Raw genomic sequence first — 25,909 nt, 5'->3', positions numbered from 1 at the left:
TTTTCGGACATTCAGGATGCTGGCTTCATTTGCGGGATAGATTTCCGGGACGGATTTCCGGGACACGAAACCACAGGGCGGGCTTTCGAGTCTTCTATTCCCGAAAGGAAAAGTTCCGACAGTCGATTTCTGGACGACTTCTCATTTCGGAAAGAGGCCGGAAATTCACGGACGTTCGGCAACCGCCCGGGTGCGCTCCAACAGCCGGCCGAGGGCGCCGGCGACGAAGTCACGGTCCGCCGCCGTCGCCCCCGAGCCCGCGAGGTGGCCCCAGACGCCAGGGATGACGCTCAGCGTGGAGCTCGGGACGATCCGGGCCGTCGCGGCCTCGTCCTGGGGCGCGAAACACTGGTCGCGCAGACCGGGCAGCAACACCGTGTCGGCTCGCACGGCCTCAAGCGCCGTCCGCACGCTCCCGCCGTACCCGCGGGTCGCACCGACGTCACTGCGCTCCCAGGTACTGACCATCACCAGCAGGTCGTCGACGTCACGGCTGGTGAAGAATGCGTCCCAGAAGCCGGTGAGATAGGCGTCCCGGTCCACGAACCCCAGCTCCCGGTAAAGCCGCTCCGCCCAGAACTCGTGGGAGGCCGCCCAGCCGGCGAACACCCGGGCCGCCGCGCGCAGCCGTCGCTTCGCGGGCCCGTCGCCGCGCAGGGCGGAGCCCAGCGCGGACAGGAAGACCCGGGTGGCCTCGCTGGTCGTGGCGGAGCCACAGATCGGCGCGAGCCGGGCCACCAGCTGCGGGTACGACACCGCCCACTGGTAGGCGTGCATCGCCCCCATCGACCACCCGGTCACCAGCGCCAGCTCGGCAGCCCCCAACTCCTCGGTGACCAGCCGGTGCTGGGCCACGACATTGTCCCGGGACGAGATAGCGGGGAACCGGGAGCCGCTCGGATGATTGCTCGGGGAGCTGGAGAAGCCGTTGCCGAACAGCCCCGGTACGACGACGCAGTAGCGGTCGGTGTCCAGCGGTCGCCCGCTTCCGATGAGCCAGTCGTAACCGGTGTGGTCGCCGCCGAAGAAGGTGGGGCACAGAACGACGTTGCGCCGGTCGGGGGCCAACTGCCCGTGCATGGCGTAGGTGATCTGCGCGTCGCGCAGGATCTCTCCGCTTTCCAGGGGCAGGTCACCCAGGCGGTAAGTGGCGACAGACATGAGGGCCTCCTGAGCAGTGGTGGGCACATGGGGTGTGCCGGAACGGTGGCAGGCAGGGGCGTCACGGACCGGAGAGGTGAGATTTCCACCTTGCGTACGGTATTGCGACAACATCTTCCCTTGGTGGTTCGATCGTCGGCTGACCAGAAAGCTGCTCGGACCTGTCTCGGGAAGTCGACCTGTACCGGGAAGTCAGGGGACTCCACAGAGCCGTAGCAGGGCGGTGGTGCCCGCCGCCGCGATCACGATGACCGCGAAGGAAGTACGGCGAAGGGCGAGGACCAGAGCGACGGCGACCCCGGCGGGCCGGGCCCAGCCGGCGAAGGACCCTGCCTCGGTCAGCGCGCCCGTGACGCACAGCGCGGTCAGGGGGACGGCGGCCATGATGGGCAGCAGGCGTACGACGGCCGCGGGCAGCGTCAACCGGTGGTAGAGCAACGGGCCGGCCAGGCGCGTGATGTACGTGCCGATCGCCAGTGCGGCCACGGCGAGAACCATCGTCGTCATCGGAGACCCTCCTCACCGGTGTTCGACACCGGGTCGTCGCGGCGCAGCGAGGTCAGAGCGGGGAGGGCGAGCGCGGCCAGGGAGAGCATCAGGGGGATACCGGCGGGCAGCAGCGGGGTGGTGAGCAGGGCCAGGGCGGAGCCGAGCAGGGCGGCGTCACGAGTGGTCCGGTCGCGCAGTGAGGGCAGGACGAGGGCGAGCAGGCCGGCGGGAAACGCGGTGTCCATGCCCAAGGCGTTCGGGTCACCGACGCTGCCCGCGAGGAGTACGCCGACGACCGTGCCGCCGTCCCAGGCGAAGGTGAGCGCGATGCCGCAGGCCCAGAAGGCGCGGCGGCGCGCCGGCCCCTCCGGCCGGCTCAGCGCGAACGCCACCGACTCGTCGCTGATGAGCTGGCTCCCTGCGACCCGGGCCCACCAGGTGTCGCCCAGGGTGTCGCGAAGGGCGAGACCGAAGGGCAGATGACGGGCGTTCAGCAGGAGTCCGCCGACCACCGCCGCGACCGGGTTGCCCACAGCCAGCAGCCCGGCGGACAGGAACTGGGCGCCACCGGCGTGGATGAACACCGACATGGCGATCGCGAGCCAGCCCGGCACACCGGAGGCGACCGCGATCGCGCCGAAGGAGACCCCGATGACGGCGGCGGCGGCACTCAGCGCGCCGAGTGCCGACCACATCTCCCGGTCGACGGCCTGCTCGTTCTGGGTCATGTGTCCCGTCCAGTGCAGCAGGAGGAATCCGGGAAGCCGGTCACCACGCCGCCGGGCGCAGGTAGTTCTCCAGCCTCTTCATACCTTGATCCATGATCTCGAAGTCCCGGACGAAGCACGTACGGATCCAGCGATCGCCGTCCCGGGGATCGGCGAAGAAGGCGGAGCCCGGCGCCACCAGGACCCCCGCCTCGTCGAGCAGCCGGGTGGCGAATTCGCCTGCGGGCAGCGGGGTGACCCGGTCGATCCGCGCGAACACGAACCAGCCACCCTCCGGAGGGGACACCTCCATGCCGGCCTCGGCAAGCCGCTCGACCATCGCCTCCCGGGTCGACCGGAAGTTCTCCGCACCCGAACTCGCGGTGCTCACCGCCGCCGCGCCCTCCTGCAGCGGCGTGGGGGCGCACACCGTCGTGCGTTCCACCACCCGGCGCAGCCCCGCGGTGAGGGCGGGCGACGCCACGCAGTACCCCAGCCGCCAACCGGACATCTGCAGGGACTTGGAGAAACTGCCCACCGCGATCACGTGCTCGCGCGCCGACGGCAGATCCAGTGGCGAGGTCATCTCGGACCGGCCGAAGACGAAGTTGTCGTACACCTCGTCGGTGATGCACACGATGTCCTGTCGGACGCAGACCTCCATGAGCGCGGCGGTCTCGGCGGCGGAGAAGACGCGGCCGGTGGGGTTGTGCGGCGTGTTGAGGAGGATCGCACGGGTACGCGGGGTGATCGCGGCGCGGACGACATCGATGTCAAGCCGCCAGCCGTCGGAGGTCAGCGGCACCGGGCGGGGCACCGCGCCGACGAGCCGTACAGCGCCCGGATAGGACTCGAACCAGGGTTCCGGTACGAGGACCTCGTCGCCCGGGTCGACACAGGTCAGGAGCGCCGCCAGCACCCCCTCGGTGGCACCGCTGGTGATGGTGACCTCATGTTCGGGATCCACGACCGCTGCTCTGTCGCGGCGCAGACGCTCGGCGACCACGGCGCGCAGCTGCGGGCTTCCGGCACCGGGGGCGTACTGGTTGTGGCCCGCACGCATCGCGGCCGTGGCTGCCGCGAGGACAGCCTCCGGAGGATTGCCCAGGGGTACTCCACTGGCCAGGTCCACGGCGCCCCGCTCACGTGCGGTCGCCGCCAGACGGCCCACGGACAACGGTGTGAGGCCGGCCGCCCGTTGTGACAACAGCGTCTTGTTGAGGCTCATGGACATTCACGGTTTCAGCCGGGGCTTGAGACCGGCGGGACAACCGGTTTGACTCCCTCGCCCTCCCCTTGTCCCCGAACACAGTGCGGACGACAGCGGGATCGTCCAACGGACTGTCGAAGAGCCTCCGGAGGATGGAGACCCGTGGTGGCCGTCAGGCCACCGGAGCCGGTCCAGACCGGCCGGAGTTGAGGAGACGTGCATTGAAGCCGACCGACGCCGACCATCTCATCCGGAACACCGAAGTCGTCCAACAGGTCGATCCGCTTTTCGACGCCGAGACCACCTCGCCGTTGAACCGCGAAGCTCTGCTGCGGCTCGCGGCGGGCACCCTCGGCGCGATCCGGGTACCGGACATGCTCACGCCGGAGGGCTGTGTGCAACTCTGCGCGCAACTGGACGGCACCGAGTTCAGCACCTACGACGAGCGACGCATCTGGCCGCCGATCGCCAAATTCGGGCCGGCGGTCTACGACTACTACCTGGACGGCCAGCTCCGCCCCGAATACTGGCAGGACGCCCGCAAGGCCGAGGAGCAGTGGGCGAAGGCGACCGGCGCCGACGACCCGATGGAGGCGCTGATCGCGCAGATCGCCGAGGCCTGGGACGGGCCGGTCAGCCGGGCGACCGTGGGTGGGCGGAGCCTGTTCGCGGGGATGGTGCGCGAGTTGAAGGGCGATCCGCGGATGCACTTCGACGAGGTGGTCCGCGAGTTCCCCGGTGTCTTCGACCACACCCCGATCGCCCAGCTCGGGTTCAACTGCTACATCAGCCTGCCCGAGGACGGCGGCGAACTGAACGTCTTCCGCCGGCGCTGGCGCCCGACGGACGACGAGGACCGCATCGGCTTCGGCTGGTCCCAGACCATCGTCGCCCGCGAACCGCACCTGACTCTCACCCCGGAACTGGGCGAGGGCATCTTCTTCGACACCCGCAACTACCACTTCATCACCCCGAGCACCAAGGGCCGCCGACTGACCCTGGCGTTCTTCGTCGGTGTGACCGCGGACAATCGCCTGATCATCTGGGCGTGACCCGCTCCGGAGGCCGTGTCGGCATACTCGGCACGGCCTTCCGCCATGCGGCCGAGTGCACGCAGCAGGAGGTGCTCTTCGCCTCAGCTCGCCTCCACGCCCGGATGCGCGAGTAGCCACGTGGTCAACGGTTCGGTCGGTGCAGCGGGCGCGGGCCTGTTCCGTACAGCCTCGGCCAGGTGGCCGGCCCGTCAACTTCCGCAAGGCGGGCGGTAGTTCCACTGCGGGAAGTACTGTCGCCATTCGGCGCGGGTGATCGCGGGGAAGACCGTGTCGCAGATCCGGTCGGCGACCCGTTCGATGTCGGGGTCCCAGAGCAGGGCGGTCCAGTCCTCGCTCCCGGTGGCCAGGGTGCGGCCGTCGGGGCTGAAGGCGAGGGTGTCCACCGGCTTGTCGTGGGCGGTCAGCAGCTCCGGTTCCCCGGCCTCGCCGCCGGCTGTCAGACCGTACAGCCGTACCTTCTTGTCGGAGCTCGCGGTGGCCAACTGCCGTCCGCCCGGCGCGAAGGCGACGGACATGACGCCGTCGGCGTAGCCGGTGAGACGGTCGCGGGTGAGCGGGTGCCGCAGGTCGGTGACATTCCAGAGGCGCACGGTGCGGTCCTCGCTGCCGGTGGCCAGCGTGCGCCCGTCGGGTGCGAAGGCGACCGACTTCATCGCGCCGGTGTGGCCGGTGAGGACCGACAGACGGGCGGGGTGGCGCCGGCTGGTGACGCCCCAGAGGGTGGCCGTCCGGTTCCGGCTCGCCACGGCGAGGGTACGGCCGTCGGGGGCGAATGCCACGGAGTCCACCGCCCCGGTCAACCGCAGGGCGGCCAGCGGGCGCGGACTGCGTACGTCCGCGGTGTTCCAGAGGCGTACGGTGCCCTGCTCGCCACCGGTGACGAGGGTGCGCCCGTCCGGGCTGAACGCGAGCGCGTTGACGTGGCCGATCCCGGCGGGCACGGTGCGGAGAGGAAGGACGCCGTGTGCCGCTCGCAGGGTCCATAACCGCACGGTGCCGTCGGCGCTGGCACTGGCCAGGGTGCGGCCGTCGGGATGGAAGGCGACGGAGTTGACAGGCCCCGTGTGGCCGGTGAGCGGGGGGAGTTCGCGTGGGCGGTCCCGGTCGGCGAGGTTCCACAGGCGCACCGTGCTGTCGTAGCCGGCGGTGGCGAGCAGGCGTCCGTCCGGGCGGAAGGCGACGGAGTAGAGCGAGCTGGTGTGGCCGGTGAGAGCGGGGCCGGGCAGGTCCCAGAGGCGGGCGCTCTGGTCCTCGCTGCCGCTGGCCAGCGTGCGCCCTCCCCTGGGCTCGAAAGCCAACGCCCTGACACTGCCGGTGTGCCCCATGAGAACGGCCGCCTCGGTCGCGGAGCCGCCACGGCTCACGGCCCATCGCCGCACGGTGCCGTCGGTGCCCGCGGTGGCCAGCTGACGCCCGTCGGGTGCGAAGGCGACGGCGTTGACGGCGTCGGTGTGCGAGGTGAGCGTCTGCGTCCGGTGGGGCGGGCCCGACCCACTCACGTCCCACAGCCGAGCGGTGAAGTCGGCGCCGCCGGTGGCGAGTCGACGTCCGTCGGGGGTGAACGCCATCGCGTTCACCTGGCCGGTGTGGGCGGTATGGGCGGCGGATCCGGGTCGGGCGGCCTCGCCGGTCCGGTCGCTCCGGTCGCTCCGGTCGGCTGCGCCCAGCCGGGTGGGGCGGGTCGACAGAGGCCGCGGGCGGCCGTCCGACGTCGTCGGTTGCCACAGCCGCACCGTTCCGTCGACGTGGCCCGTGGCCACCGTACGGTCGGTGGGGCGGAACGCCGCCGCGGTGATGTCGACGTCAGCGTCCAGGGCGACGAGGTCTCGCGGACGGCGGGGGTCCGACAGCTGCCACACCCGGATTCCGTCGCGGGCGGCGGTCGTGAGGGTACGTCCGTCGGCGTCGAACTCCACCCCGACGACCGGGCCGGCGTCGTCGGGCAGCCGCGCCGCGAGCCGGGGGCGCCGTACGTCGCCGATGTCCCACACCGACACCGTGCCGTCCTCGCCCCCGGCAGCGAGGAGCCGCCCGTCGGGGCCGACGGCGACCGTGCGTACGGTGTCGCCGAGACGGCCCAGCGTGACCGGCTCGGTCGGCCGGTGCGGATCGGACACCCCTTGCAAGCGCACGGTCCGGTCGGCGCCGCCGGTGACCAGGACCCGGCCGTCGGCGCTGAACGCCACCGTGGTGACGGCGCCCTGCCGGCCGGTCAGCTGGGTGGCGTACGGCGTGGCGAAGGTGCTGAGTACGCTGCCGCCGGCCTCCGGCGTGGGCGACAACCGGTACGCGGCCAGGCTCAGTTGAGCGGCCAGAGCAGGGTTGACCGTGCGCAGCGCCGCGGCCCGTTCGGCGACGCGCTGGGAACCTGCCGCATCGCGCTGCCGGTCCGCCGCCCGCTGCGCCCGCACGGCGAGGACCGCGGTCGTGGTGGACAGCACGAGCAGGGCGCTCAGCAGTCCGACGCCCAGGCGCCGGAACCGGGTCCGGCGCCGCACCGTCGCGTGCTCCGCCGCCTGCGCGGCCAGCCCGGCGTCCAGAAACTCCCGCTCCGGTACGGACAGCGCCGTACGGTCGAGCCCGGCGGCCATGGCGAGACGGGTGCCGCGGTACAGCGCGCCCGGCTCCCGCCCCAGCGACTCCCAGGTCTGGGCGGCGTCGGTGAGGCGGCGCGCGGTCCGGGTGGCCTCGCGGTCCTCGGTCAGCCAGCCGTGCAGCCGGGGCCAGCATCTGATCAGCGCCTCGTGGGCCAGCTCCACGCGTTCGCGGTCCAGGGTCAGCAGTCGGGCGCTCGCGGCCAGGTCGAGTACGGCACGGATCTCACCGTCGCCGGTTCCGCCACGGGTCGCGCCGTCGCCGTACCCTCCGCGGTCGCCCCTGCCGCCGTCAGCCTCTCCACCGCCGGCCCCTCCGCTGTCGGACCCCCGGTCCGCCCTGCCACCACCGTCTCCTGCTCCACCGTCTCCTGCTCCACCGGCCCCTGACAGCCCGTCCAGCTCGTCCAGGCGGGCCGGACGCCGAGTGTCCTCCGTGCCGTCGCCGAGTGCGGTCAGCCGTACGAACACCTGTCGGGCCAGCTGCTGCCGCCCCTCGTCCAGCTGCTGGTAGAACTCCTCGGCGGTACGGGCGAGGCCACCCTCCAGGCCGCCCGCCGCCTCGAACCCGTCCAGCGTCAGCGCGTTGCCCCGCCGGCGCCGCCAGGTCTGCAGCAGGGTGTGCGACAGGAGCGGCAGCACGCCGGCCTGGCCGTGCGCCTGTGCGGTGAGCGTCGCCAGCAGAGCGCCCTCGACGGTCAGCCCGGCCCGCTGAGCGGGCCGCACCACGGCACGACGCAACTCGTCCAGGCTCATCGGCCCGACGGGCACCTGCGCGTCGCGCATCGCCTCCACCAGGGAGGCGTGGTGGGTGCAGTGCGCGTAGAAGTCGGCGCGTGTGCCCAGGGCGACGCGACAACGGCCGTCGGAGGAGGAGGAGGCGGAGGCGGAGACGAGAGCCTCGATGAAGGCGTTGCGTTCGGCGGCGTCCTGGCAGAGCGTGAAGGTTTCCTCGAACTGATCCACGACCAGGACGAGTTCGGCACCCACCGCATCGGACCGTGCGCTGATCTGCCGGGCCAGCCGCCCGAGGTTCTCGGGGTCCTCCCGCAACTCCCGGTACAGGACACCCGGCGTGACTCCGGCCAACGCCCCCAGCCGCACGGCGCACTCCTCCAACGGCCGTACGCCAGGCGTCAGTACGACCACCGTCGTACCCTCCGCCTGCTTCAGCCGGGGCACCAACCCGGCCCGCAGGAGCGAGGACTTGCCCGAGCCGGAGGCCCCGATCACCACTACGAACCGCTGCCGCTCCAGCCGCCCGCCCAACTCCTCCAGCAGCCGTTCCCGCCCGAAGAACCACTCGGAGTCCTGCTCTCGAAAGGACCGCAGCCCCGCGTACGGTGGGGCCTGTCCGACCTCGGCCTCCGCGTCCACGTCCCCCAGGAGCGCCGCGGCCTCCTGCCACCGCTCCCGCCACTCCTCGGTGTCGCCGTCGCAGGCCCGCACGTACGCCAGGGTCACCACGAGTGTCGGCAGCCGCTGCCCGGAGGCGGCGGAGGACAGGGTGGAAATGGAAAAGTGCGCCTGTTCCGCCAGTTCCCGGTAGGGCGGATTGCCCGCCTTGTGCCGCAACTTCCTCAGCCCTGCGGCGAATTCGCGTAACGGACCGTCCCCCGCGTCCAGCGGTCGCTCTCTGCGCGGCATCGCCGCACCTCCCCGATGATCACCGCAGCCCTCCGCGAGATCCTGCGGCTCCCCGATACCCCGTGCCACGACGTGCGTTCCGGCGTCGCATTTTTCAGGAATTGTTTGTTCGGCACCAGGCTTCGAACGCGAACAACACGCGAGCCGCTACATCTGGGGGGACACGACCGCACCAGTAACCAGGGGGAACGCATGGAACAGTCCGCAAGCAGAACGCCACGGGGGATGCTCGCGGTGCCGGTGGCCGTCGCTCTTTCGACGGGTCCGGCGACGGCGTCGGACGCGCCGTTCCCGGCACCTCGGCCGACCACCACCCCGCCTGTCGCGACATCGCCGTCCGCAGGTTGCCGGGACGCCCGTGCACGGGCGTCAACCGCTGCTCCGACGGCTGCCGGGGCCACTTCCCCGCACATGGGTGCGTCATGGACCGGATGAGCACGACCGAGGTCACGGAGGGGGAGCGGTTGGCCTTCGGGGGCGAGGGGGTCACGAGGTTCCGGGTGCTCTACGACTGCGGGGTCGTGTGCGGTGCCCGTACTCCCGCGGGCCGGCTGCTGATTCTGCGCTTCCCGTGCTCGCTGTTGCCCTTGTCGCCTGGGGAGGGAACCGCCCGCGCGTCCCTCTCGGCGTTCGACGTGCCGACCGAGGCACCGGCCGACGCGCCGGACACCCGAAACACGGTGCCACCCCGGACCAGGCAGCGGGCGCTGGCGGCCCGGATCCACACTTTCATCCGGGACAACCTGGGCGACGCGCACCTGACCCCGTACGCGATCGCCTCGGCACACCACATCTCTCTGCGCTACCTGCACAAGCTGTTCCACGAGGACGGGCACACCGTCGCCGGCTGGATTCGTGAACACCGCCTGGAACAGTGCCGGCGCGATCTCGGCGACCCCCGGCTGGCCGCCCGCCCGGTCCACGCGATCGCCTCCCGCTGGGGGTTTACCAGCCCCTCACATTTCAGCCATGCCTTTCGCAGCGCCTACGGGATCTCCCCGAGCCAATTCCGCCGGCAACGCGCGAGAGTGCACGCAGACTGAAGACCTGTGCACGCATCTGTAATGACAGGTCCCGGCCGAGGTGCCCACTCTCTATGCAGGAACAAGAAGACCCATGGAACCCATGGAAAGGGACGACATGCGCGTAAAGAAAATCCTGTCCGTCGGAGCCGCCGCTCTGGCTCTCACCGTTGCGGGCTTCGCAACCGCCACGCCGGCCAGCAGCGCCGAGGACCTCTGGGTCTTCGACGGCGAAAACCTGACCGGTGGCGTCGACTACTGGAACTGGGACGACGTCAACCTGGCCGGCGACACCTTCAGCACCGGCGCCTCCGAGAACGACGCCATATCCTCCGTCGACAGCAACTGGGGTGACTCGATCACCTTCTACACGGACTCCTGGGGAGGTGGCGACGCGCTCGGCATCAGCTCCCACGAGGTCAGGAACAGTCTCGGAAGCTACAACAACAGGATCTCGTCGCTGTACTTCACATAGGCGTCAGGAACCAGCCTAGGAGGCCCGCCGGCATCGACTCCCGCCGGGCGTTGTGACCTCGCACCAAACGGTGGTGTCCGCAGCCGTGGGCCGTTTGTCTCTGCTTACTTCTGCGGACGCCACCGATCCCTAGGAGAAGGTGGGAAAACCCAGTGAGAACCCGACGCGTCGGAAAGTCGGTCACAGGCACGGTCCTGATCATGCTGCTCGCCGGTGCATGCGGCACGTCGAATCCGACCGGCGACTCCCGGAAGGAAGTCGAGCCTCCTGTTCCAGCGAATCCGCCGGCAGTCGATCCGAGCACTCTGAGCCTGCCGCTCGATGCCTATCGTTCGACAAAGGCCGAACAGCAGACCATCCATGACGGCTATTCCCGGCTCATGGTGGACTGCATGAAACGATACGGTTTCGACTATTCGCCTTCCAGGTCGACCGGCTATCTCGAACAGCGGAACACCCGTCGATACGGAATCACCGACAGCACCCATGCGGCGCAGCGCGGTTACCACCCCGCGTCGTCCGTGGTCGAGAAGCGGCGGTCCGCGGCGGCCAAGCCCGCCATGAGCGCATCGGCCCAGTCCGTGGCCAGCGGAAAAGGACAGAGCAAGCGCAATGGCCGGACCGTACCGGTCGGTGGCTGCAACGGAGAAGCCAGGCGGACGCTGCTGCAGGGCCTGCGACAGGCACCACGCCTGGACCTTGTCGATGAGCTGGCCCTCCAGAGTTACGACCGCTCACTGCGGCACAGCAAGGTCGTGGCCGCGATCAGCGCATGGAGCGCTTGTATGGCCAAGTCGGGCTACAACTACCGCACGCCTTCGGACGCGAACAACGACCGCGTCTTCAACACCGATGAACCCACTGCTCAGGAGACGGCCACCGCGGTAGCCGATGTCGCCTGCAAGAAGCAGACGAACCTGGTCGGCATATGGTCGACGGTCGACATCGCCTATCAGAAGCGTCTGATCGAGCAGAACGCCCAGGCGCTCGATCTGGTGAAGCGCGCCCTCACCACCGAGGTCAAGAACGCCGCAGCCGGCCGAGGCATCCGCTCCGAGTAGGGGAGGGGATCTGTTCCGAGCGCCGCCGACGAGGAGTCCTCCGTGTTCCACGAGTTCACCCACCCGCAGACACCGGAATCGCCGTCCGACCGGGGCGAGGTCCCCAAGTTGGCGCGCAGACGCCGGTGGGTCGCCGCAGTGGCTGTCGGAGCTCTGCTGTTCACCGCGGCGGGCCTCGCGGCATCTCTCGTCGTCAAGTCGCCCGCACAGGCCGCGGCCGACTCCGAAGCACCGCCCTCCGACGTCCTCACGGCTCCGGTGGAACGGCGGGTACTGAAGGACTCGGTGATCATCCGAGGGACAGTCACCGCCACGCAGTCGGTCGAGATAGCCCCTGCCGTCGCCGGGCCCGACGGTGGGACCGCCGTGGTGACCAAGCTGGGCCTCAAAGCCGCTGACACGTTCGAGGCGGGCAGGGTTCTCCTCGAAATCTCCGGCCGCCCGGTATTCGCCCTGCGGGGAAAGCTGCCGGTGTACCGGGACCTCAAGCCGGGTTCCGAGGGCGACGACGTCAAGCAGCTCCAGCGAGCGCTGCGGGCTCTGGGGCACAGTGCGGGTACGGACACCTCCGGCGTCTTCGGGGCCGGTACGAAAACCGCGCTCGACTCCTTCTACTCCTCCATCGGTTACGACCCACTGCCCGCCCTCCGCGGCGGCAAGGCCGCGCTGGAGACCGCGGAGGACCGGGTGACCGCCGCCGGGAGGGCGGTCGAGGATGCCGAGGGTGCCGAGGGTGCCGAGGAGATCCGTGCTTCCGCCGAAACACCCAGCGGCAAGCCCGACAAGGCGGTGAAGCGGGCAAAGGAAGATCTCGCGGAGGCCCGCGAGGATCTGGCGGCGATACAGGCCGAGTCCGGCCCGATGCTGCCCGCGGGCGAGGTCGTCTTCCTGGACGGCTTTCCCGCCCGGGTGGACTCCGTCACGGCCCGGCCTGGTACGAAGGTGACGGGGCCGGTGATGACCGTCTCGGCCGGAGCACTGGTCGTCGACAGCCATCTCCAGCAGCACCAGAAGGAACTGGTGCACCCGCGCCAGAAGGTCGAGATCCTCTCCGAACTGACCGGTATCACCGCGACCGCGACCGTACGGTCCGTCGCCGACACTCTCGACAGCGTCCGGCAGGACGACACCGCCGCCGGCAAGGACGGGGACACACCCCCTGGCGGTCAGGGCTACCTGATGACCGTCGCCCCCGACAAGCCTCTGGACGCCGAGCTCGCGGGGCAGGAAGTACGGCTGACGGTCGAGGCCGCCTCGACCGAGGGCAAGGCCCTGGTCGTCCCCGTCACCGCCATCACCTCCAGGGCCGACGGAAAGACGGTGGTCACCGTCCTCGGCACGGACAGGACGCCGCGAGCCGTGGAAGTCCGTCCCGGCACCACCGGTGACGGCTTCGTCCAGATAACGCCGGTGGCCGGCGGCCGGCTCAGCGAGGGTGACCACGTCGTCACCGGTATCAGAGCCACCGGGGAGGCAGCCGAGTGACGGCCCCCGTCATCGAGTTCCGACAGGTCGGCCTCACCTATCCCGGCCCGCCGCGGGTCCCTGCGTTCCGGCCGTGCGACCTGATCATCGAGCGCGGCGAGTTCGTGACCGTCACCGGCCCGTCCGGAGCCGGCAAGTCGACGTTCCTCAACATCGCGGGACTTCTCGACGCCCCCACCACCGGCAGGTACCTACTGGACGGCGTCGACACGGGCGCCCTGAAGGACGCCGCGCGCACCGCCCTGCGCGGTCGCCGTATCGGCTTCGTCTTCCAGTCCTTCCATCTCCTCCCCCACCGCTCGGCTCTGGAGAACGTCCTGCTCGCGATGGTCTACAACGGCGTCCCCCGCAAGGAGCGCGCCGCACGCGCCCGCGAGGCCCTGGACCGCGTCGGTCTGGGCCACCGGACCGCCGCGCCACCCACCCGGTTGTCCGGCGGAGAACGCCAACGGGTGGCGATCGCCCGTGCCCTGGTCACCCGGCCGTCCCTGCTGCTGTGCGACGAACCCACGGGCAACCTCGACACGGTCAACGCGAGCACGGTCCTCGGCCTGCTGGACGGGCTGCACTCCGATGGCATGACCGTGCTGGTCATCACCCACGACGCCGGCATCGCCGCCCGCGGCGCCCGTACCGTCGCCCTCCGCGACGGCGTCCTGACCGAACGGGTGGTGACCACGTGATCCCGAGGTCCCGACGCCGCGAACGGGCCGTGGAGGCAGTGGAGTCGACGGGGCTCGGCCCGCGGGATCTGCTCGCCGAGGCCACCGCCGGGATACTGCAACGCCCCGCCCGCTCGGTCCTCACCGCACTCGGCACGGTCCTGGGCGTGGGCGCGTTCGTCGCCGTCCTCGGGCTGACCGCTACCGCCTCGTCCCAGATCGACGCACGCTTCGACCTCCTGACCGCCACCGAGGTCACCGTCGAGGACATCGCGGCCGAACAGGACGAGTTCGCCGGGCGGGCGTTCCCCGCCGATGCCGACGCCCGCGTCGAAAGGCTCAACGGCGTACGGCACGCCGGGGTCTACTGGACCGCGGGCACCGACCGCGGGCTCCGTGTCACCGCCGCTCCCGTCGGCGCCGGCGCCGGGGGCCGGCCGATCGACGTCGTCGCCGCGTCCCCCGGTGCCCTTCGCGCCGCGGTCCCCACCCTCGCCCAGGGACGCCTCTACGACGGCTATCCGTCCCGGACGAAACAGCCCGTCGCCGTCATCGGCTCCGGTGCCGCCACCCTCCTCGGCATCACCACGCTCGAAGCCCACCCGGCGATCTTCATCGACGGCAAGCCCTTCACCGTGGTCGGCATCCTCTCCGACCTCAGCCGCAAGGCCGATCTGCTGCTCTCCGTCGTCGTCCCCCGCACCACCGCCGAGACCCTCTGGGGACCACCCGCCCGGGGCGCGAAGATGCTCATCGCCACCGACACCGGCGCCGCCGTCCAGATCGCCGCCGAGGCCCCCACCGCGCTACGCCCCGACCACCCCGAGTACCTCAAGGCCATCCCACCCCCGGACCCCGGAACACTCCGCGCCGACGTCACCTCCGACCTCAACCAGCTCTTCCTTCTCCTCTCCGGAATCTGCCTGGTGATCGGCGCCGTCGGCATCGCCAACACCACCCTCGTCGCCGTCCTGGAACGGACCGGCGAGATCGGCCTCCGCCGCGCCCTGGGCGCCCGCAGCCGCGACATCACCGCCCAGTTCCTCGCCGAGTCCGGTGCCCTCGGCAGCCTCGGCGGACTGATCGGCACCAGCCTCGGAACGGTGACCGTCGTCGGCGTCGCCGTCGTACGTGACTGGACCCCGGTCGTGCACCCCGCCACGGTCGCGGCGGGCCCGGCCGTCGGCCTGACCACCGGCCTGCTGGCGGGGCTGTACCCGGCATGGCGGGCGGCACGCATCCAGCCCACCGAAGCACTGCAGCGCTGATACACGAGGTGTGCGCGAGAACCAGAGCTCGGCCCCGCGCGGACGCCATGGCACCCTCAAATATATTGATCCAATCAATATTGACAGGAGATCAGTCAAGCATGGACAGTCGAATCAAGTTCAAGGAGGGAACATGCCGATCAACCGGACCGCGTCCGCCACCCTCGACGTACCGCCAGGACTCGCGGGCGTCGTCGTCACCGCCACTCGACTGGGGGACGTCAGGGGGCTGGAAGGCTTCTATCACTATCGCCAGTACTCCGCCGTGGACCTCGCGCACACCCGCAGCTTCGAGGACGTCTGGCACCTGATGATCCACGGTGAACTGCCGGACGCAGCACAGCTGTCCGCCTTCACCGCCCACACCACGAAACTGCGCAGCCTGCCCGCCGGCGTACGGGAAGCGCTGCCCGCCGTCGCTGCGGCGAGCGGCCGCTCCGGCCCACTTGCAGGTCTGCGGACCGCGCTGTCACTGCTCGGGGCCGCGAAGGGGTTCCGCCCGGTGTATGACATTGACGCCGACCAGCGCCGCGACGACACGATCGTGTCCGCGGCAGCCGTGCCGACACTGCTGACAGCTCTCCACCGCCTGGGACAAGGGCTGGAGCCGATCGAGCCCCGCGAGGATCTTCCGTATGCCGCGAACTACCTCTACATGCTGACAGGCTCGGAGCCGGACGCGGACCGGGCGAGGGCGATCGAGCAGTACCTGATCTCGACCATCGACCACGGGTTCAATGCGTCAACGTTCACAGCGAGGGTGATTACGTCGACGGGAGCAGACGTGGCCGCCGCCTTGGTCGGCGCGGTGGGAGCACTCTCGGGACCCCTCCACGGTGGCGCTCCGAGCCGTGCGCTGGACACGCTCGACGCGATCGGCACCCGTGACCGGATCGACCCGTGGATCCGCGAACGCGTTCTCGCAGGCGACCGCATCATGGGTTTCGGCCATCCCGTCTACCGCACCGAGGATCCTCGTTCACGCATGCTCCGGGGCATCGCGGAGCGGTTCGGCGGCCCGCAGGTCGACTTCGCGACAGAGGTCGAACAGCACGTGGAAGCGATTCTGGCGGAGCTCAAGCCCGGCCGTGAACTTCACACGAACGTCGAATTCTATGCGGGCGTGGTCATGGAACTGTGCGGTCTGCCCCGCGAGATGTTCACTCCGACATTCGCTGCGGCACGGGTGGTCGGCTGGAGCGCGAACATCCTGGAACAGGCGGAGGATCCGAAAATCATCCGCCCGGTGGCGCGGTACGTAGGGCCGGAACCGCCGATCGCTGTGCCCGTGCCCTGATTCGCGCAGACGGTTGAGGACCGAGGATCAGTCGGCCGTCGGTGGCGAGACGCCAGTCGGCGGCAGGCCGACCGGTGACCGGGGCGAGGACGTTGCGGCGCTGGACCGGTTCGCGGAGCCGTCGGGTTGATCGACATGCTTGCTTCCCTGGACTTGCTTGGGGACTGTCCATGCTTGACTCCGACTCTTGTTAATATTGATCCAATCAATATGAAACTCGCAGATACGGTGATCACGGTGACGCCCATGAGGGAGCAAGAAGAGGCCCCCGCGCAAGAAGGACGGCGGATCAGCACCAGAGAGGCCGCCGAGCTGCTCGGCGTGAAACCGGAGACGGTGTACGCGTACGTGAGCCGCGGCCGGCTCAGCAGCCGGAGCAACCCGGGTGGCCGGGGCAGCACCTTCGACCCCAAGGAGGTGGAAGCCCTCGCGCGCCGCAACAGGCGTGAGCCGGCCGGGAGTTCACCGGCCGGCGGCACGCTCTCCGTCCGCACCCGGATCACCTTGATCGACCGGGACCGCTACTACTTCCGAGGCGTCGACGCCACCGAGCTCGCCGCGCGCCACTCCTACGAAGAGGTCGCGGAGTGGCTCTGGACCGGCGTCCTGCGCCCCGGCGCCACCTTCACGGCACCCGAGGCATCCGTCGCGGTGGCCCGCCGCGCCGTCGACTCGCTGCCCGAGCACACGGGCCCCACCGACCGGCTCCGGGTGGCCGCCGTCGCGGCGGCGACCGCAGATCCGCTGCGCTTCGACCTCTCCGAAGAGGCCGTTCTCGGCACGGCCCGCACCCTGATCCCGACGCTCGTCGCCGCCCTGCCGCCCCAGCGCCACGATCATCGCGACGACGGTCCGCTGGCACACCGCCTGTGGGCCCGGCTCAGCGGACGCGAAGCCTCGACGGCAGCCCTGCACGCCCTGGACACGGCCCTCGGGCTGCTCGTCGACCACGACCTGGCCGCGTCCACGCTGGCGGTCCGGGTGGCCGCCTCGGCCCGCGCCCACGCGTACGCCGCCGTCTCGGCGGGCCTCGGCGTCCTCGAAGGCCCCCTCCACGGAGCGGCCAGCGGCCTGGCCCACCGGATGCTCCTCGACGTCCTCGACCGCGGCACGGCGGCCCCGGTGATCTCCGACGAACTCCGCGCCGGACGTCGCGTCCCTGGCCTCGGTCACCGCCTCTACCCCGGTGAGGACCCGCGCGCGCGGGCGCTGTTCGCTCTCCTGGAGGAGATCCCCGACGCCGCTCCCGCCCTGGCGGCGGCTCGCGACGTCGTGGCCACAACGGCCCGCCACGTCCCACTGCACGCCAACGTCGACCTGGCCCTCGCCGTCCTCACGGCCTCGTCCGGCATGCACGCCTCGGCGGGCGAGACGATCTTCGCCGTGGCCCGCACGGCCGGCTGGATCGCCCACATCCTGGAGGAGTACGGCGAGGCCCCCCTGCGGATGCGCCCGAGCGGGCACTACGTCGGCGAACGGCCACCTCAGCCACTTCCGGAGCAGTGACACCACCCGTCCCAGAGGCCACCAAGGATCAGGTCAGGTTAGGCTCACCTCTGTGAGTACGTGCGCGAAGGTCTCCCGAGACCTGGCGGAGCCCCTCGCGGGGACCGCCGCCACGGCGAGGACGTGGCTGCTGGTCGAACAGCCCGGTCCCTGGGGGGCCGACGCGCTGACCTCCAGCCACCTGGATCCCATGCTGGGCCGCGCCCTGGAGCAGGCAGCCGAGGGCACCGGCGTCCGCATCGCTCTGATACGCCGCCCGGGGCGCCACGCGGACTGCCACACGGTCGCCGAGCGGCAGGTGTACGCGGCCCACACCACTCCGGGAAACGTATGGCTGCGCAACGCCACCACGTCAGACCCCGAGCAACTGCTCACACTTGATTTCGCCGAGCTGGGCAGGGGCCTGCCCGCCACCTTCGACACCACGCTCGACGGCCGCCCCCACACCGGGGATCCGCTCGCCCTCGTGTGCACCAACGGCAAGCGCGACCGGTGCTGCGCCCTGCTCGGCCGCCCCCTCGCCGCCGAACTCGCCGCCTCCGGAGTGCGGGGCGCGTGGGAGGTCACGCACCTGGGGGGCCACCGCTTCTCGCCCACTCTTCTTGTGCTGCCGTTCGGCTACGCGTACGGGCGTGCCGAGGCCCACGCCGTCAAGGAGGTCCTCCAGGGCGTACGGGAAGGGCGTGTCGTCACCGAGGGATGCCGTGGCGGCTCCGCCTGGGACCGCCCCGGCCAGGCCGCCGAGCTGGCGGTGCGCACGGCGGCGTGCGTCGACGCGGCGGGCGCGCTGAGCGTGGTCCGCACCGAGGGCGAGGCACCTCGGTGGGAGGTGACGATCGCCCACACGGACGGCCGCCACTGGCTCGTCACGGTCGCCCAGGGTGCCTCGTCGCCGCCCCGGGCGGAGAGCTGCGGCTCCGCTCTCGGTTCCCCGGCCCGGATGGACGTGACGGCGGTACGCGAGCTGTCACCTACCGCCGCCATGCGCCCGGCGACCCGCTGACCAGGCCTTCCGAACGAGATCCACGCCACACCCCCTACAGCCCCGCGCGCCGCTCCCCGTACCGTCATGGGTATGAGCCCCACTGCCCCTGCCCGCCGGCTCCGCCTCGGTATGCCGAGGCGGATGTTCTCGCAGGTGCTGCTGATGCAGGTGGCGATCGCCGCCGGGGTCGCCGTACTCGCGACGGGTCTGTTCCTCGCGCCGCTCAGTGACCAGCTGGACGACCAGGCGATGCGCCGCGCGCTCGCCATCGCGCAGACCGCGGCGGCGCGGCCACAGCTCGCCGAGGAGCTGACGTCGACGCGCCCCTCGGCGGACGGGCCGGTCCAGGCGGAGGCGGAGCGGGTCCGCAGGGCGAGCGGGGCCGAGTACGTCGTGATCATGGACATGCGCGGCGTGCGCTGGTCGCACACCCACCCCGCCGAGATCGGGGAGCGCGTCTCCACTGACCCCCGGCAGGCACTGGCCGGCCGGGAGGTCATGGAGATCGACAACGGCACGCTGGGCCGCTCGGCACGCGGCAAGGTGCCGCTGCGCGACGCGGGCGGCGACATCGTCGGCGCGGTCTCGGTCGGCATCGAGTACGACAGCGTGCGGGCCCGCCTGATCCACGCGATCCCCGGGCTCTTCGCCTACGCGGGCGGGGCGCTGGCCGTCGGCGCGCTGGCCGCCTATCTCATCTCACGGCGGGTGCAGCGCCAGACCCGTGACCTGGCCTTCTCCGACATCGCCGGGCTCCTGGCGGAACGCGAGGCCATGCTGCACGGCATCAGGGAGGGCGTCGTCGCGCTGGACCACGAAGGCAGGATCCGGCTGCTCAACGACGAGGCGCGCCGGCTGCTGGGCATCGGCGACGAAGCCGTGGGGCAGCCTCTCGGCACGGCGCTCGGCGAGGGACGTACGACCGATGTGCTGGCCGGAACCGTCGACGGAACCGATCTGCTCACAGTCCGCGGACAGCGGGTCCTGGTCGCCAACCGCATGCCGACCGACGACGGGGGCGCCGTCGCCACGCTGCGGGACCGCACGGAACTGGAGCAGCTGGGCCGTGAACTCGACTCCACCCGCGGTCTTATCGACGCCCTGCGCGCCCAGGACCACGAGCACGCCAACCGGATGCACACCCTGCTCGGCCTGCTGGAACTGGAGATGTTCGACGATGCCGTGGAGTTCGTCGGCGAGGTGGTCGGCGACCACAGGGCCACCGCGGAACAGGTCACCGAGAAGATCCACGACCCGCTGCTCGCCGCCCTCCTGGTGGGCAAGGCCACCGTCGCGGCGGAACGGGCCGTGGCCATGAAGATCTCCGACAGGACGCTGCTCCCGGACCGGCTGGTCGACGCCCGGGGACTGGTCACGATCGTCGGGAACCTCGTCGACAACGCGCTCGACGCCGTCGCGGGCACCCTCCACGCACGCGTGGAGGTCGAATTGCGCGCGCAAGGGCGTACGGCTGTACTCAAGGTGCGGGACACCGGGCCGGGGATTCCCGTCGGGCAACGTGAGCTGATCTTCACGGAGGGCTGGTCCACCAAGGAACCGCCGGCCCACCGCAAGCGCGGTATCGGCCTCTCGCTGGTACGTCGGCTCGCCGAACGGCAGGGTGGCAGCGCGCGGGTCGCCGAGGCGCAGGGCGGGGGCGCGGAATTCACGATCGTACTGCCGGAGGCGCTGGCGGAACCGGGGCTCACAGCCGAGCCGGTGCCCGCACCCGCTCCGGTGCCGGCACCGGAGAGAGCCACCACGACCGCCGAGGAGGAGCCGCGATGATCGAGGTACTGGTCGTGGACGACGACGTCCGGGTCGCCCGGATCAACGCCGCCTATGTGGAGAAGGTCGCGGGTTTCCACGTCGCGGGCGAGGCCCACTCGGCGGCGGATGCACTGCGGCAGCTGGAAGCACTGCCCCAGCTGGATCTTGTGCTGCTCGACCACTACCTGCCCGACGAGACGGGTCTCGCGGTCGTCCAGGAGATGCGGCGACGTGGCCACCAGACCGACGTGATCATGGTGACGGCGGCCCGTGACATCACCACGGTCCAGGCCGCGATGCGGCACGGCGCCCTCCAGTACCTGGTGAAACCGTTCGCCTTCGCCGGGCTGCGCGCGAAACTCGATGCCTACGCCCAGCTGCGCCGCACCCTCGACGGCGGCGGCGAGGCCGAACAGGCCGAGGTCGACCGGATCTTCGGGGCCCTGTCGGCGGGCACCGAACCGGATCTGCCCAAAGGGCACTCTCCCACCACCGCGGAGGCCGTACGCCGGGCTCTGGTGAACTCGGAAAGCCCCCTGTCCGCCCAGGAGATCGCCGACCGGACCGGCCTCAGCCGGCAGACCGCCCAACGCTACCTGAAGCTCCTGGAACGCACAGGACGGGCCACGCTGAGCCTGAAGTACGGCGACGCGGGCCGCCCCGAACACCGCTATGTCTGGGCGACCCGAACCTGAGAACACCACCCGCCCGGGACCGACCGCCTCAGACCGCCCCCGCTCCCGTGAGCGCCCGCACCTCGGTCTCCGCGTGCCTGGCCTGGTCCGGCGGCTGGGGCGAGGTGACCGTGCCGAGCCAGCCCGCGAGGAAACCCAGCGGGATGGACACCAGGCCCGGGTTCTCCAGCGGGAAGTACTGGAGGTCCACGCCCGGGAACAGCGAGGCGGGACTGCCCGACACCACGGGCGACAGCACCACGAGCACCAACGCCGGCACCAGGCCCCCGTACACGGACCACACCGCGCCGCGCGTCGTGAAGTTCCGCCAGAACAGCGAGTACAGCAGGACGGGCAGATTCGCCGACGCGGCGACCGCGAAGGCCAGCCCCACGAGGAACGCCACATTGAGGTCGCGCGCGAGCAGGCCCAGCGCGATGGCCACGACCCCGATGCCGACCGCGGCGGTCCGCGCCACGGCCACCTCGCTGCGCGGTTTCGCATGCCGTCCGCGCAGCGACGCGTACAGGTCGTGGGCCACGGACGCCGAGGAGGCGAGCGTGATGCCTGCGACCACCGCGAGGATCGTGGCGAAGGCGATCGCGGCGACGACCGCGAAGAGAACCGTTCCTCCGGTGGAACCCGCGCCGCCGCCCAGATCAAGGGCCAGCAGCGGAACCGCCGTGTTCCCGGCCGCGTTCGACCCCCGTACGGCATCCGGGCCGATGATCGCCGCCGCCCCGAACCCCAGCACGATCGTCATCAGGTAGAACCCGCCGATCAGGCCGATCGACCAGACGACCGAGCGACGGGCGGCCCTCGCGGTCGGCACCGTGTAGAAGCGCGACAGGATGTGCGGCAGCCCGGCCGTGCCGAGCACCAGTGCGAGGCCCAAACTCATGAAGTCGAGGCGTGCCGTCCAGTCCCCGCCGTACTTCAGCCCCGGCGCGAGGAACGCATTCCCGTGCCCACTCCGCTCCGCCGCCGTACGCAGCAACTGGTTGAAGTCCCCGTGGAACCGCATCAGGACGAGCACGGTCAACGCGATCGCTCCGCCCATGAGCAGCACCGCCTTGACGATCTGGATCCACGTGGTGGCCCGCATCCCTCCGAACGACACATAGACGACCATGAGCGCGCCGACCCCGATGACCGTCCAGGTCCGCGCCGCCTCGCTCGTGCCTCCCAGCAGCAGCGCGACCAGGCTGCCCGCCCCCACCATCTGCGCCACCAGATACAGGACGGACACGGTCACCGAGGAGGTTCCCGCGGCGATCCGCACCGGCCGCTCGCGCATGCGGGAGGCGACGACGTCGGCGAGCGTGAACCGCCCGCAGTTGCGGACCAGTTCGGCGACCAGGAACAGCACGACGAGCCAGGCGACGAGAAAGCCCACCGAGTAGAGCAGCCCGTCGTAGCCGAAGAGCGCGATCAGCCCCGAGATACCGAGGAAGGAGGCGGCCGACATGTAGTCGCCCGCGATGGCAAAACCATTCTCCATCGGCGAGAAGAGCCGACCGCCCGCATAGAACTCCTCCGCCGAACCATGCCGATGACGGCTCACCCAGGTCGTCATCCCCAGAGTGATCGCCACGAACACGCTGAACAGCAGCAGGGCCAGCGTCTGATGGTTCCCGGTCACCTCTCACCACCGGCGACAGCGCGCGTCAGCTCCTGTGTGTCCCAGCGCAGATCGAGCGCGGCGCGATCTCGGCGCAGCCGTGCGTGCCGCGCGTAGGCCCAGGTGAGGAGGAACGTCGTGAGGAACTGTCCGAGCCCCGCGACCATCGCCACGTTCACCGCCCCGGCGACGGGCCGCGCCATGAAGGCCGGCGCCGTGGTCGCCGTCACGACATAGGCCACGTACCAGGTGAGGAAGACGGCGGCGGCCGGGATCACGAACCTCCGATACCGACTGCGCACCTCCTGGAAGGCAGCACTGCGCTGCACCTCCAGATAGATGTCGGCGGCACGGGTGCCCCGGTCCTCCTGCCTTCCGCGCGCGGGCGGCACGACAGGAGCGGGCGCGCCCGTGCCGTCCAACTCGCCCCACCCGGAGGCGAGCGCGTCGTACCAGGGGTCGTCGATCCGGACCCTTGCGGGGTCGGGACCGTCGTGCTTCTCCACCGGACTCTCCTTGTCCGCGGCCCGTTTCGGCCGCGCGCCCAAGGATGGACAGAACGGGAAGATCCCTGACTCTTCTCTCCCCGCACTTCACCCCATCAGGTGACTCACCCCCCTGGTGGGCGCACAAGTCCCCTCGTAAAGGCGTAACGGACGGCCTGCGCACGGTCCTTGAGCCCCGTCTTGGCGAAGAGGTTGTTGATGTGGGTCTTCACCGTGGCCGTGGACACATGCAGTTTGCGGGCGATCTCCTGGTTGGTCAGGCCGTCGGCGATCAGCGCCAGCACCTCCGCCTCCCGCGCGGTGAGCCCGTCCGAAGCCTCCTGCGCGGGCACGGTGGGCTCCGGCTCCGACAGACGCTCCAGCAGCCGTCGCTGGATGGCCGGCGAGAGCCCGGCGTCCCCGGAGAGCACGCTCCGCACGGCTCGTACGATCTCCTCGCCTCCCGCGTCCTTGGTGAGATAGCCGCGGGCGCCCGCCCTCAGCGCGGGAAACAGCGACTCGTCGTCCGCGTACGTGGTGAGCACGACGACCTGTGTCCGCGGGTACGCGGACCTGATGCGTCTGGTCGCCTCGGCTCCGTCGCAGCGGGGCATGCGCAGGTCCATCAGCACCACGTCAGGGTCGAGCTCGGCCACCAGTCGCACGGCCTCGTTGCCGTCGGCGGCCGCGCCGACGACCTCGATTCCCGGCAGCAGGCCGAGCAGCATCACGATGCCCTCGCGCACCACGGTCTGGTCGTCCGCCACCACGACACGGGCCGGTGCTCCGTCGTCCCCCGTCATACAGGCACCTTCAGCGTCACCATGAACCCCTCCTCGTACGGTCCGGCTTCCAGCGAGCCGCCCAGCAGCTCGGCGCGCTCCCGCATCCCGAGCAGACCGTATCCGGCGCCGGTGTGTGCGAACTCCCCCGGCGGCGCCCCCGAATCCCGTACGTTCAGCGTCACTTCGTGTGGGCCGTAGTCCATCCGTATGCGGACCTTGGCGCCCGGCGCGTGCTTGCGGACGTTCGTCAGGGCCTCCTGAGCGACCCTGCGGGCCGCCTGGGACACCTCGGCCGGCAGTGGCCGCCGTTCACCCGTGACAGTGACCTCGGCACCGACGGATTCGGCGACGAGCTCGCTCAGGAACTCCTCCAACGGGGACATCTCACCGCGCAGCGCGGAGAGCGCCTGCCGGGTCTCGGCGAGTCCCTCCCGGGCCATCCCGCGTGCGGCCACGACCCGGTCGAGGACCTGGTCCCGCTCCGCACCTCTCTCGATCAGCAGCCGGGCCGCCTCCAGATGCACGAGCTGGGCCGAGAGGCTGTGCGCCAGCACGTCGTGGATCTCCCGCGCGATCCGGGCCCGCTCCGCCAGCGCAGCCGACTCCGCTTCGGCCGCACGCGCCGCACGCTCCTGGGCGAGCAGTCGCTGGGCGTTGCCACGGGCCTCGGCATCCAGCCGGAGCACATAGCCGAGCAGGGCTATCCCTCCGGTCGTGGCCACGGTGGCCGGCCGGCCGTCGTGATCCACGACCGCGTACGCCCCGAGCGCCACGGAGGTGGCGGGCAGGGCGGCCACGAGGGGCAACCGCTCCATGGCGGTGATGCCGCACACGCACCACAGGACGAGGGCCAGCACTCGCAGATCCGCGCTGTGGGCCACCATCGCGGCGGCGAACGGCAGCACGAGCAGCCCCAGTGAGGGCAGGAGCCGGTGATCGAGCGTGGTCCTCCTGAATCCCCAGATCCCGAATCCGCCCACGAGGACGCCCAGGACGGCAGCCGCGACGCTCCAGCCGTGCAGGTCACTGTCGGCGAAGGTCGTCCACAGGAGGACCCCGCCGACGAGGACCCGCGCGCCCGCGTCCAGTGCGCGCCGGGGCCTGGGCACTCCCGCTCGGGAGAGTGCCTCGCGGGAGGGCCAGCGCTGCCAGACGTTCTCCGTCACACACGCTCCTTCCACGCGGGCTGGGGCACGTCTTCACCGTATGCCGCGCCCTGTCCGCTCACCGGATGCAGTCCCTGCGCCCGCCAGGCCAGGATGCCGGAACGGGCGAGCAGTGTCAGAGCGAGCCCGAGGAGCAGGGCGGAGGTGTCCTGGTGGAGACCGAACGCGGCGCCGAGGCCGATCAGGGCCGCCCGCAGGGCTATGCCGGTGATCCAGACCAGCACGCCGGCCTTGCTGCCCCTGCTCCACACCGCTCCGTCCTGCGTTGCCCAGACGCGTGTGGTCCACGCCCAGCCGAGGCCGGTGGCCAGGGCGATGAGAAGTTCGGCGCCGAGCAGGACGGCCGATGCCGTCCGATGGCCGGGGTCGATCAGACCGGGCTCGCGCACGGCGAGAAAGAACAGCACCACGGGCACGACCCACCAACGCCTGTCCTCCGCCATCCGCCGGGTGCGGAACTGGCGGGCGACCACCAGGATGACAACGGCGAGAATCGCCAGGGCATCGACAAACCCGGACATCGCGGCCTCCGTGAACGAAGAAAGGAAGGTGTCGGCAGCGGGCGCTGTCGACACCTTCGACGCTACGGAAACGGACCGGCCGGCAGATCGGAGCCAGGGTGGATCATGGGTGGATCCGGGAGACGACTGCTCTCCACCCACGGGTGGAGACGATCCCCGCGTGATCCCTCACGACCCGCATCCTCCCGCCCGCACGCACGCCCTCACCCCCGCACATACGCCCTCAAGGAACGATCAGCTGCCCGATGGGGCGAGGCCGCTGC

The 25,909-nt window shown here is 70.8% G+C and carries 22 protein-coding genes; 12 read left to right on the top strand and 10 right to left on the bottom strand.

Annotated features, from left to right (window positions below):
- Positions 1 to 165: 165 nt before the first annotated feature.
- From AOK01_RS22725 to AOK01_RS22710, 4 genes are all read right to left on the bottom strand, one after another.
- Complete coding sequence (locus AOK01_RS22725) at positions 166 to 1,161, bottom strand: alpha/beta fold hydrolase (RefSeq protein ID WP_055514591.1); 996 nt, start codon at positions 1,159 to 1,161, stop codon at positions 166 to 168.
- Between the two features lie 192 nt (positions 1,162 to 1,353).
- Positions 1,354 to 1,668, bottom strand: a complete 315-nt coding sequence (locus AOK01_RS22720) for an AzlD domain-containing protein (RefSeq protein ID WP_055514589.1) — start codon at positions 1,666 to 1,668, stop codon at positions 1,354 to 1,356.
- Positions 1,665 to 2,378 carry an AzlC family ABC transporter permease gene (locus tag AOK01_RS22715; protein WP_055514587.1) on the bottom strand — a complete coding sequence of 238 codons (714 nt, stop codon included), beginning with the start codon at positions 2,376 to 2,378 and terminating at the stop codon, positions 1,665 to 1,667. The genes AOK01_RS22720 and AOK01_RS22715 overlap by 4 nt, the downstream gene beginning before the upstream one ends.
- Positions 2,379 to 2,418: 40 nt before the next feature.
- Positions 2,419 to 3,585 (bottom strand): pyridoxal phosphate-dependent aminotransferase, encoded by a 1,167-nt coding sequence (locus AOK01_RS22710; protein WP_055514641.1) that lies wholly within the window; start codon positions 3,583 to 3,585, stop codon positions 2,419 to 2,421.
- A 203-nt stretch (positions 3,586 to 3,788) separates the two neighbouring features.
- On the opposite strand from AOK01_RS22710, the gene AOK01_RS22705 reads away from it, so the two are divergent.
- Entirely contained in the window at positions 3,789 to 4,619 is an 831-nt protein-coding gene (locus tag AOK01_RS22705) for a 2OG-Fe(II)-dependent halogenase WelO5 family protein (protein ID WP_055514585.1), read from the top strand.
- 191 nt (positions 4,620 to 4,810) lie between these two features.
- Here AOK01_RS22705 and AOK01_RS22700 read toward each other — a convergent pair whose 3' ends face one another.
- Positions 4,811 to 8,863, bottom strand: coding sequence for an nSTAND1 domain-containing NTPase (locus tag AOK01_RS22700; RefSeq protein ID WP_055514583.1), 4,053 nt, complete (start codon positions 8,861 to 8,863; stop codon positions 4,811 to 4,813).
- A gap of 431 nt (positions 8,864 to 9,294) precedes the next feature.
- On the opposite strand from AOK01_RS22700, the gene AOK01_RS22695 reads away from it, so the two are divergent.
- The 11 genes from AOK01_RS22695 (at position 9,295) to AOK01_RS22645 (ending at position 21,089) form a co-directional block, all read left to right on the top strand.
- On the top strand, positions 9,295 to 9,906 hold the full coding sequence (locus tag AOK01_RS22695) for a helix-turn-helix domain-containing protein (RefSeq protein WP_055514581.1): 612 nt from the start codon (positions 9,295 to 9,297) through the stop codon (positions 9,904 to 9,906).
- Positions 9,907 to 10,003: 97 nt separating this feature from the next.
- On the top strand, positions 10,004 to 10,360 hold the full coding sequence (locus AOK01_RS22690) for a hypothetical protein (RefSeq protein ID WP_157871441.1): 357 nt from the start codon (positions 10,004 to 10,006) through the stop codon (positions 10,358 to 10,360).
- A 200-nt stretch (positions 10,361 to 10,560) separates the two neighbouring features.
- Positions 10,561 to 11,421: a hypothetical protein gene (locus tag AOK01_RS22685; RefSeq protein ID WP_157871439.1), complete on the top strand. Its 861-nt coding sequence runs from the start codon at positions 10,561 to 10,563 to the stop codon at positions 11,419 to 11,421.
- 42 nt (positions 11,422 to 11,463) lie between these two features.
- Complete coding sequence (locus AOK01_RS22680; RefSeq protein ID WP_245702369.1) at positions 11,464 to 12,906, top strand: peptidoglycan-binding protein; 1,443 nt, start codon at positions 11,464 to 11,466, stop codon at positions 12,904 to 12,906.
- Complete coding sequence (locus AOK01_RS22675; RefSeq protein ID WP_055514575.1) at positions 12,903 to 13,589, top strand: ABC transporter ATP-binding protein; 687 nt, start codon at positions 12,903 to 12,905, stop codon at positions 13,587 to 13,589. The genes AOK01_RS22680 and AOK01_RS22675 overlap by 4 nt, the downstream gene beginning before the upstream one ends.
- Positions 13,589 to 14,836: an ABC transporter permease gene (locus AOK01_RS22670; protein ID WP_055514638.1), complete on the top strand. Its 1,248-nt coding sequence runs from the start codon at positions 13,589 to 13,591 to the stop codon at positions 14,834 to 14,836. Before AOK01_RS22675 ends, AOK01_RS22670 begins: the two co-directional genes overlap by 1 nt.
- Before the next feature lie 133 nt (positions 14,837 to 14,969).
- Positions 14,970 to 16,133, top strand: coding sequence for a citrate synthase/methylcitrate synthase (locus AOK01_RS22665; RefSeq protein WP_055514573.1), 1,164 nt, complete (start codon positions 14,970 to 14,972; stop codon positions 16,131 to 16,133).
- Positions 16,134 to 16,379: 246 nt separating this feature from the next.
- Positions 16,380 to 17,639: a citrate synthase gene (locus tag AOK01_RS22660; RefSeq protein ID WP_055514636.1), complete on the top strand. Its 1,260-nt coding sequence runs from the start codon at positions 16,380 to 16,382 to the stop codon at positions 17,637 to 17,639.
- Positions 17,640 to 17,691: 52 nt separating this feature from the next.
- On the top strand, positions 17,692 to 18,642 hold the full coding sequence (locus AOK01_RS22655) for a ferredoxin family protein (RefSeq protein ID WP_055514571.1): 951 nt from the start codon (positions 17,692 to 17,694) through the stop codon (positions 18,640 to 18,642).
- Positions 18,643 to 18,714: 72 nt separating this feature from the next.
- Complete coding sequence (locus tag AOK01_RS22650) at positions 18,715 to 20,412, top strand: sensor histidine kinase (RefSeq protein WP_055514569.1); 1,698 nt, start codon at positions 18,715 to 18,717, stop codon at positions 20,410 to 20,412.
- Positions 20,409 to 21,089 carry a response regulator gene (locus tag AOK01_RS22645; protein ID WP_055514567.1) on the top strand — a complete coding sequence of 227 codons (681 nt, stop codon included), beginning with the start codon at positions 20,409 to 20,411 and terminating at the stop codon, positions 21,087 to 21,089. Before AOK01_RS22650 ends, AOK01_RS22645 begins: the two co-directional genes overlap by 4 nt.
- 28 nt (positions 21,090 to 21,117) lie before the next feature.
- Here the strand turns inward: AOK01_RS22645 and AOK01_RS22640 are convergent, their stop codons facing one another.
- From AOK01_RS22640 to AOK01_RS22620, 5 genes are all read right to left on the bottom strand, one after another.
- Positions 21,118 to 22,710 (bottom strand): solute symporter family protein, encoded by a 1,593-nt coding sequence (locus tag AOK01_RS22640; RefSeq protein WP_055514564.1) that lies wholly within the window; start codon positions 22,708 to 22,710, stop codon positions 21,118 to 21,120.
- Positions 22,707 to 23,195 (bottom strand): DUF485 domain-containing protein, encoded by a 489-nt coding sequence (locus tag AOK01_RS22635; RefSeq protein ID WP_055514563.1) that lies wholly within the window; start codon positions 23,193 to 23,195, stop codon positions 22,707 to 22,709. The genes AOK01_RS22640 and AOK01_RS22635 overlap by 4 nt, the downstream gene beginning before the upstream one ends.
- 104 nt (positions 23,196 to 23,299) lie before the next feature.
- On the bottom strand, positions 23,300 to 23,977 hold the full coding sequence (locus tag AOK01_RS22630; RefSeq protein WP_055514561.1) for a response regulator: 678 nt from the start codon (positions 23,975 to 23,977) through the stop codon (positions 23,300 to 23,302).
- On the bottom strand, positions 23,974 to 25,125 hold the full coding sequence (locus AOK01_RS22625; protein ID WP_055514559.1) for a sensor histidine kinase: 1,152 nt from the start codon (positions 25,123 to 25,125) through the stop codon (positions 23,974 to 23,976). Before AOK01_RS22625 ends, AOK01_RS22630 begins: the two co-directional genes overlap by 4 nt.
- On the bottom strand, positions 25,122 to 25,646 hold the full coding sequence (locus tag AOK01_RS22620) for a DUF1453 family protein (protein ID WP_055514557.1): 525 nt from the start codon (positions 25,644 to 25,646) through the stop codon (positions 25,122 to 25,124). Before AOK01_RS22620 ends, AOK01_RS22625 begins: the two co-directional genes overlap by 4 nt.
- Between the last annotated feature and the right edge of the window lie 263 nt (positions 25,647 to 25,909).

This window comes from Streptomyces aurantiacus (assembly GCF_001418335.1).
GTDB lineage: Bacteria > Actinomycetota > Actinomycetes > Streptomycetales > Streptomycetaceae > Streptomyces > Streptomyces aurantiacus.
This window is presented reverse-complemented; position numbering and strand designations above follow the sequence as displayed.

Excerpts from the sequence above, each read along its gene's own strand:
- AOK01_RS22690 (WP_157871441.1), top strand. The coding sequence starts at position 10,004 with ATGCGCGTAAAGAAAATCCTGTCCGTCGGAGCCGCCGCTCTGGCTCTC.
- AOK01_RS22660 (WP_055514636.1), top strand. The coding sequence starts at position 16,380 with ATGAGGGAGCAAGAAGAGGCCCCCGCGCAAGAAGGACGGCGGATCAGC.
- AOK01_RS22665 (WP_055514573.1), top strand. The coding sequence starts at position 14,970 with ATGCCGATCAACCGGACCGCGTCCGCCACCCTCGACGTACCGCCAGGA.
- AOK01_RS22710 (WP_055514641.1), bottom strand. The coding sequence starts at position 3,585 with ATGAGCCTCAACAAGACGCTGTTGTCACAACGGGCGGCCGGCCTCACA.
- AOK01_RS22720 (WP_055514589.1), bottom strand. The coding sequence starts at position 1,668 with ATGACGACGATGGTTCTCGCCGTGGCCGCACTGGCGATCGGCACGTAC.
- AOK01_RS22700 (WP_055514583.1), bottom strand. The coding sequence starts at position 8,863 with ATGCCGCGCAGAGAGCGACCGCTGGACGCGGGGGACGGTCCGTTACGC.
- AOK01_RS22715 (WP_055514587.1), bottom strand. The coding sequence starts at position 2,378 with ATGACCCAGAACGAGCAGGCCGTCGACCGGGAGATGTGGTCGGCACTC.
- AOK01_RS22685 (WP_157871439.1), top strand. The coding sequence starts at position 10,561 with ATGCTGCTCGCCGGTGCATGCGGCACGTCGAATCCGACCGGCGACTCC.
- AOK01_RS22645 (WP_055514567.1), top strand. The coding sequence starts at position 20,409 with ATGATCGAGGTACTGGTCGTGGACGACGACGTCCGGGTCGCCCGGATC.
- AOK01_RS22695 (WP_055514581.1), top strand. The coding sequence starts at position 9,295 with ATGAGCACGACCGAGGTCACGGAGGGGGAGCGGTTGGCCTTCGGGGGC.
- AOK01_RS22630 (WP_055514561.1), bottom strand. The coding sequence starts at position 23,977 with ATGACGGGGGACGACGGAGCACCGGCCCGTGTCGTGGTGGCGGACGAC.
- AOK01_RS22620 (WP_055514557.1), bottom strand. The coding sequence starts at position 25,646 with ATGTCCGGGTTTGTCGATGCCCTGGCGATTCTCGCCGTTGTCATCCTG.
- AOK01_RS22725 (WP_055514591.1), bottom strand. The coding sequence starts at position 1,161 with ATGTCTGTCGCCACTTACCGCCTGGGTGACCTGCCCCTGGAAAGCGGA.
- AOK01_RS22650 (WP_055514569.1), top strand. The coding sequence starts at position 18,715 with ATGAGCCCCACTGCCCCTGCCCGCCGGCTCCGCCTCGGTATGCCGAGG.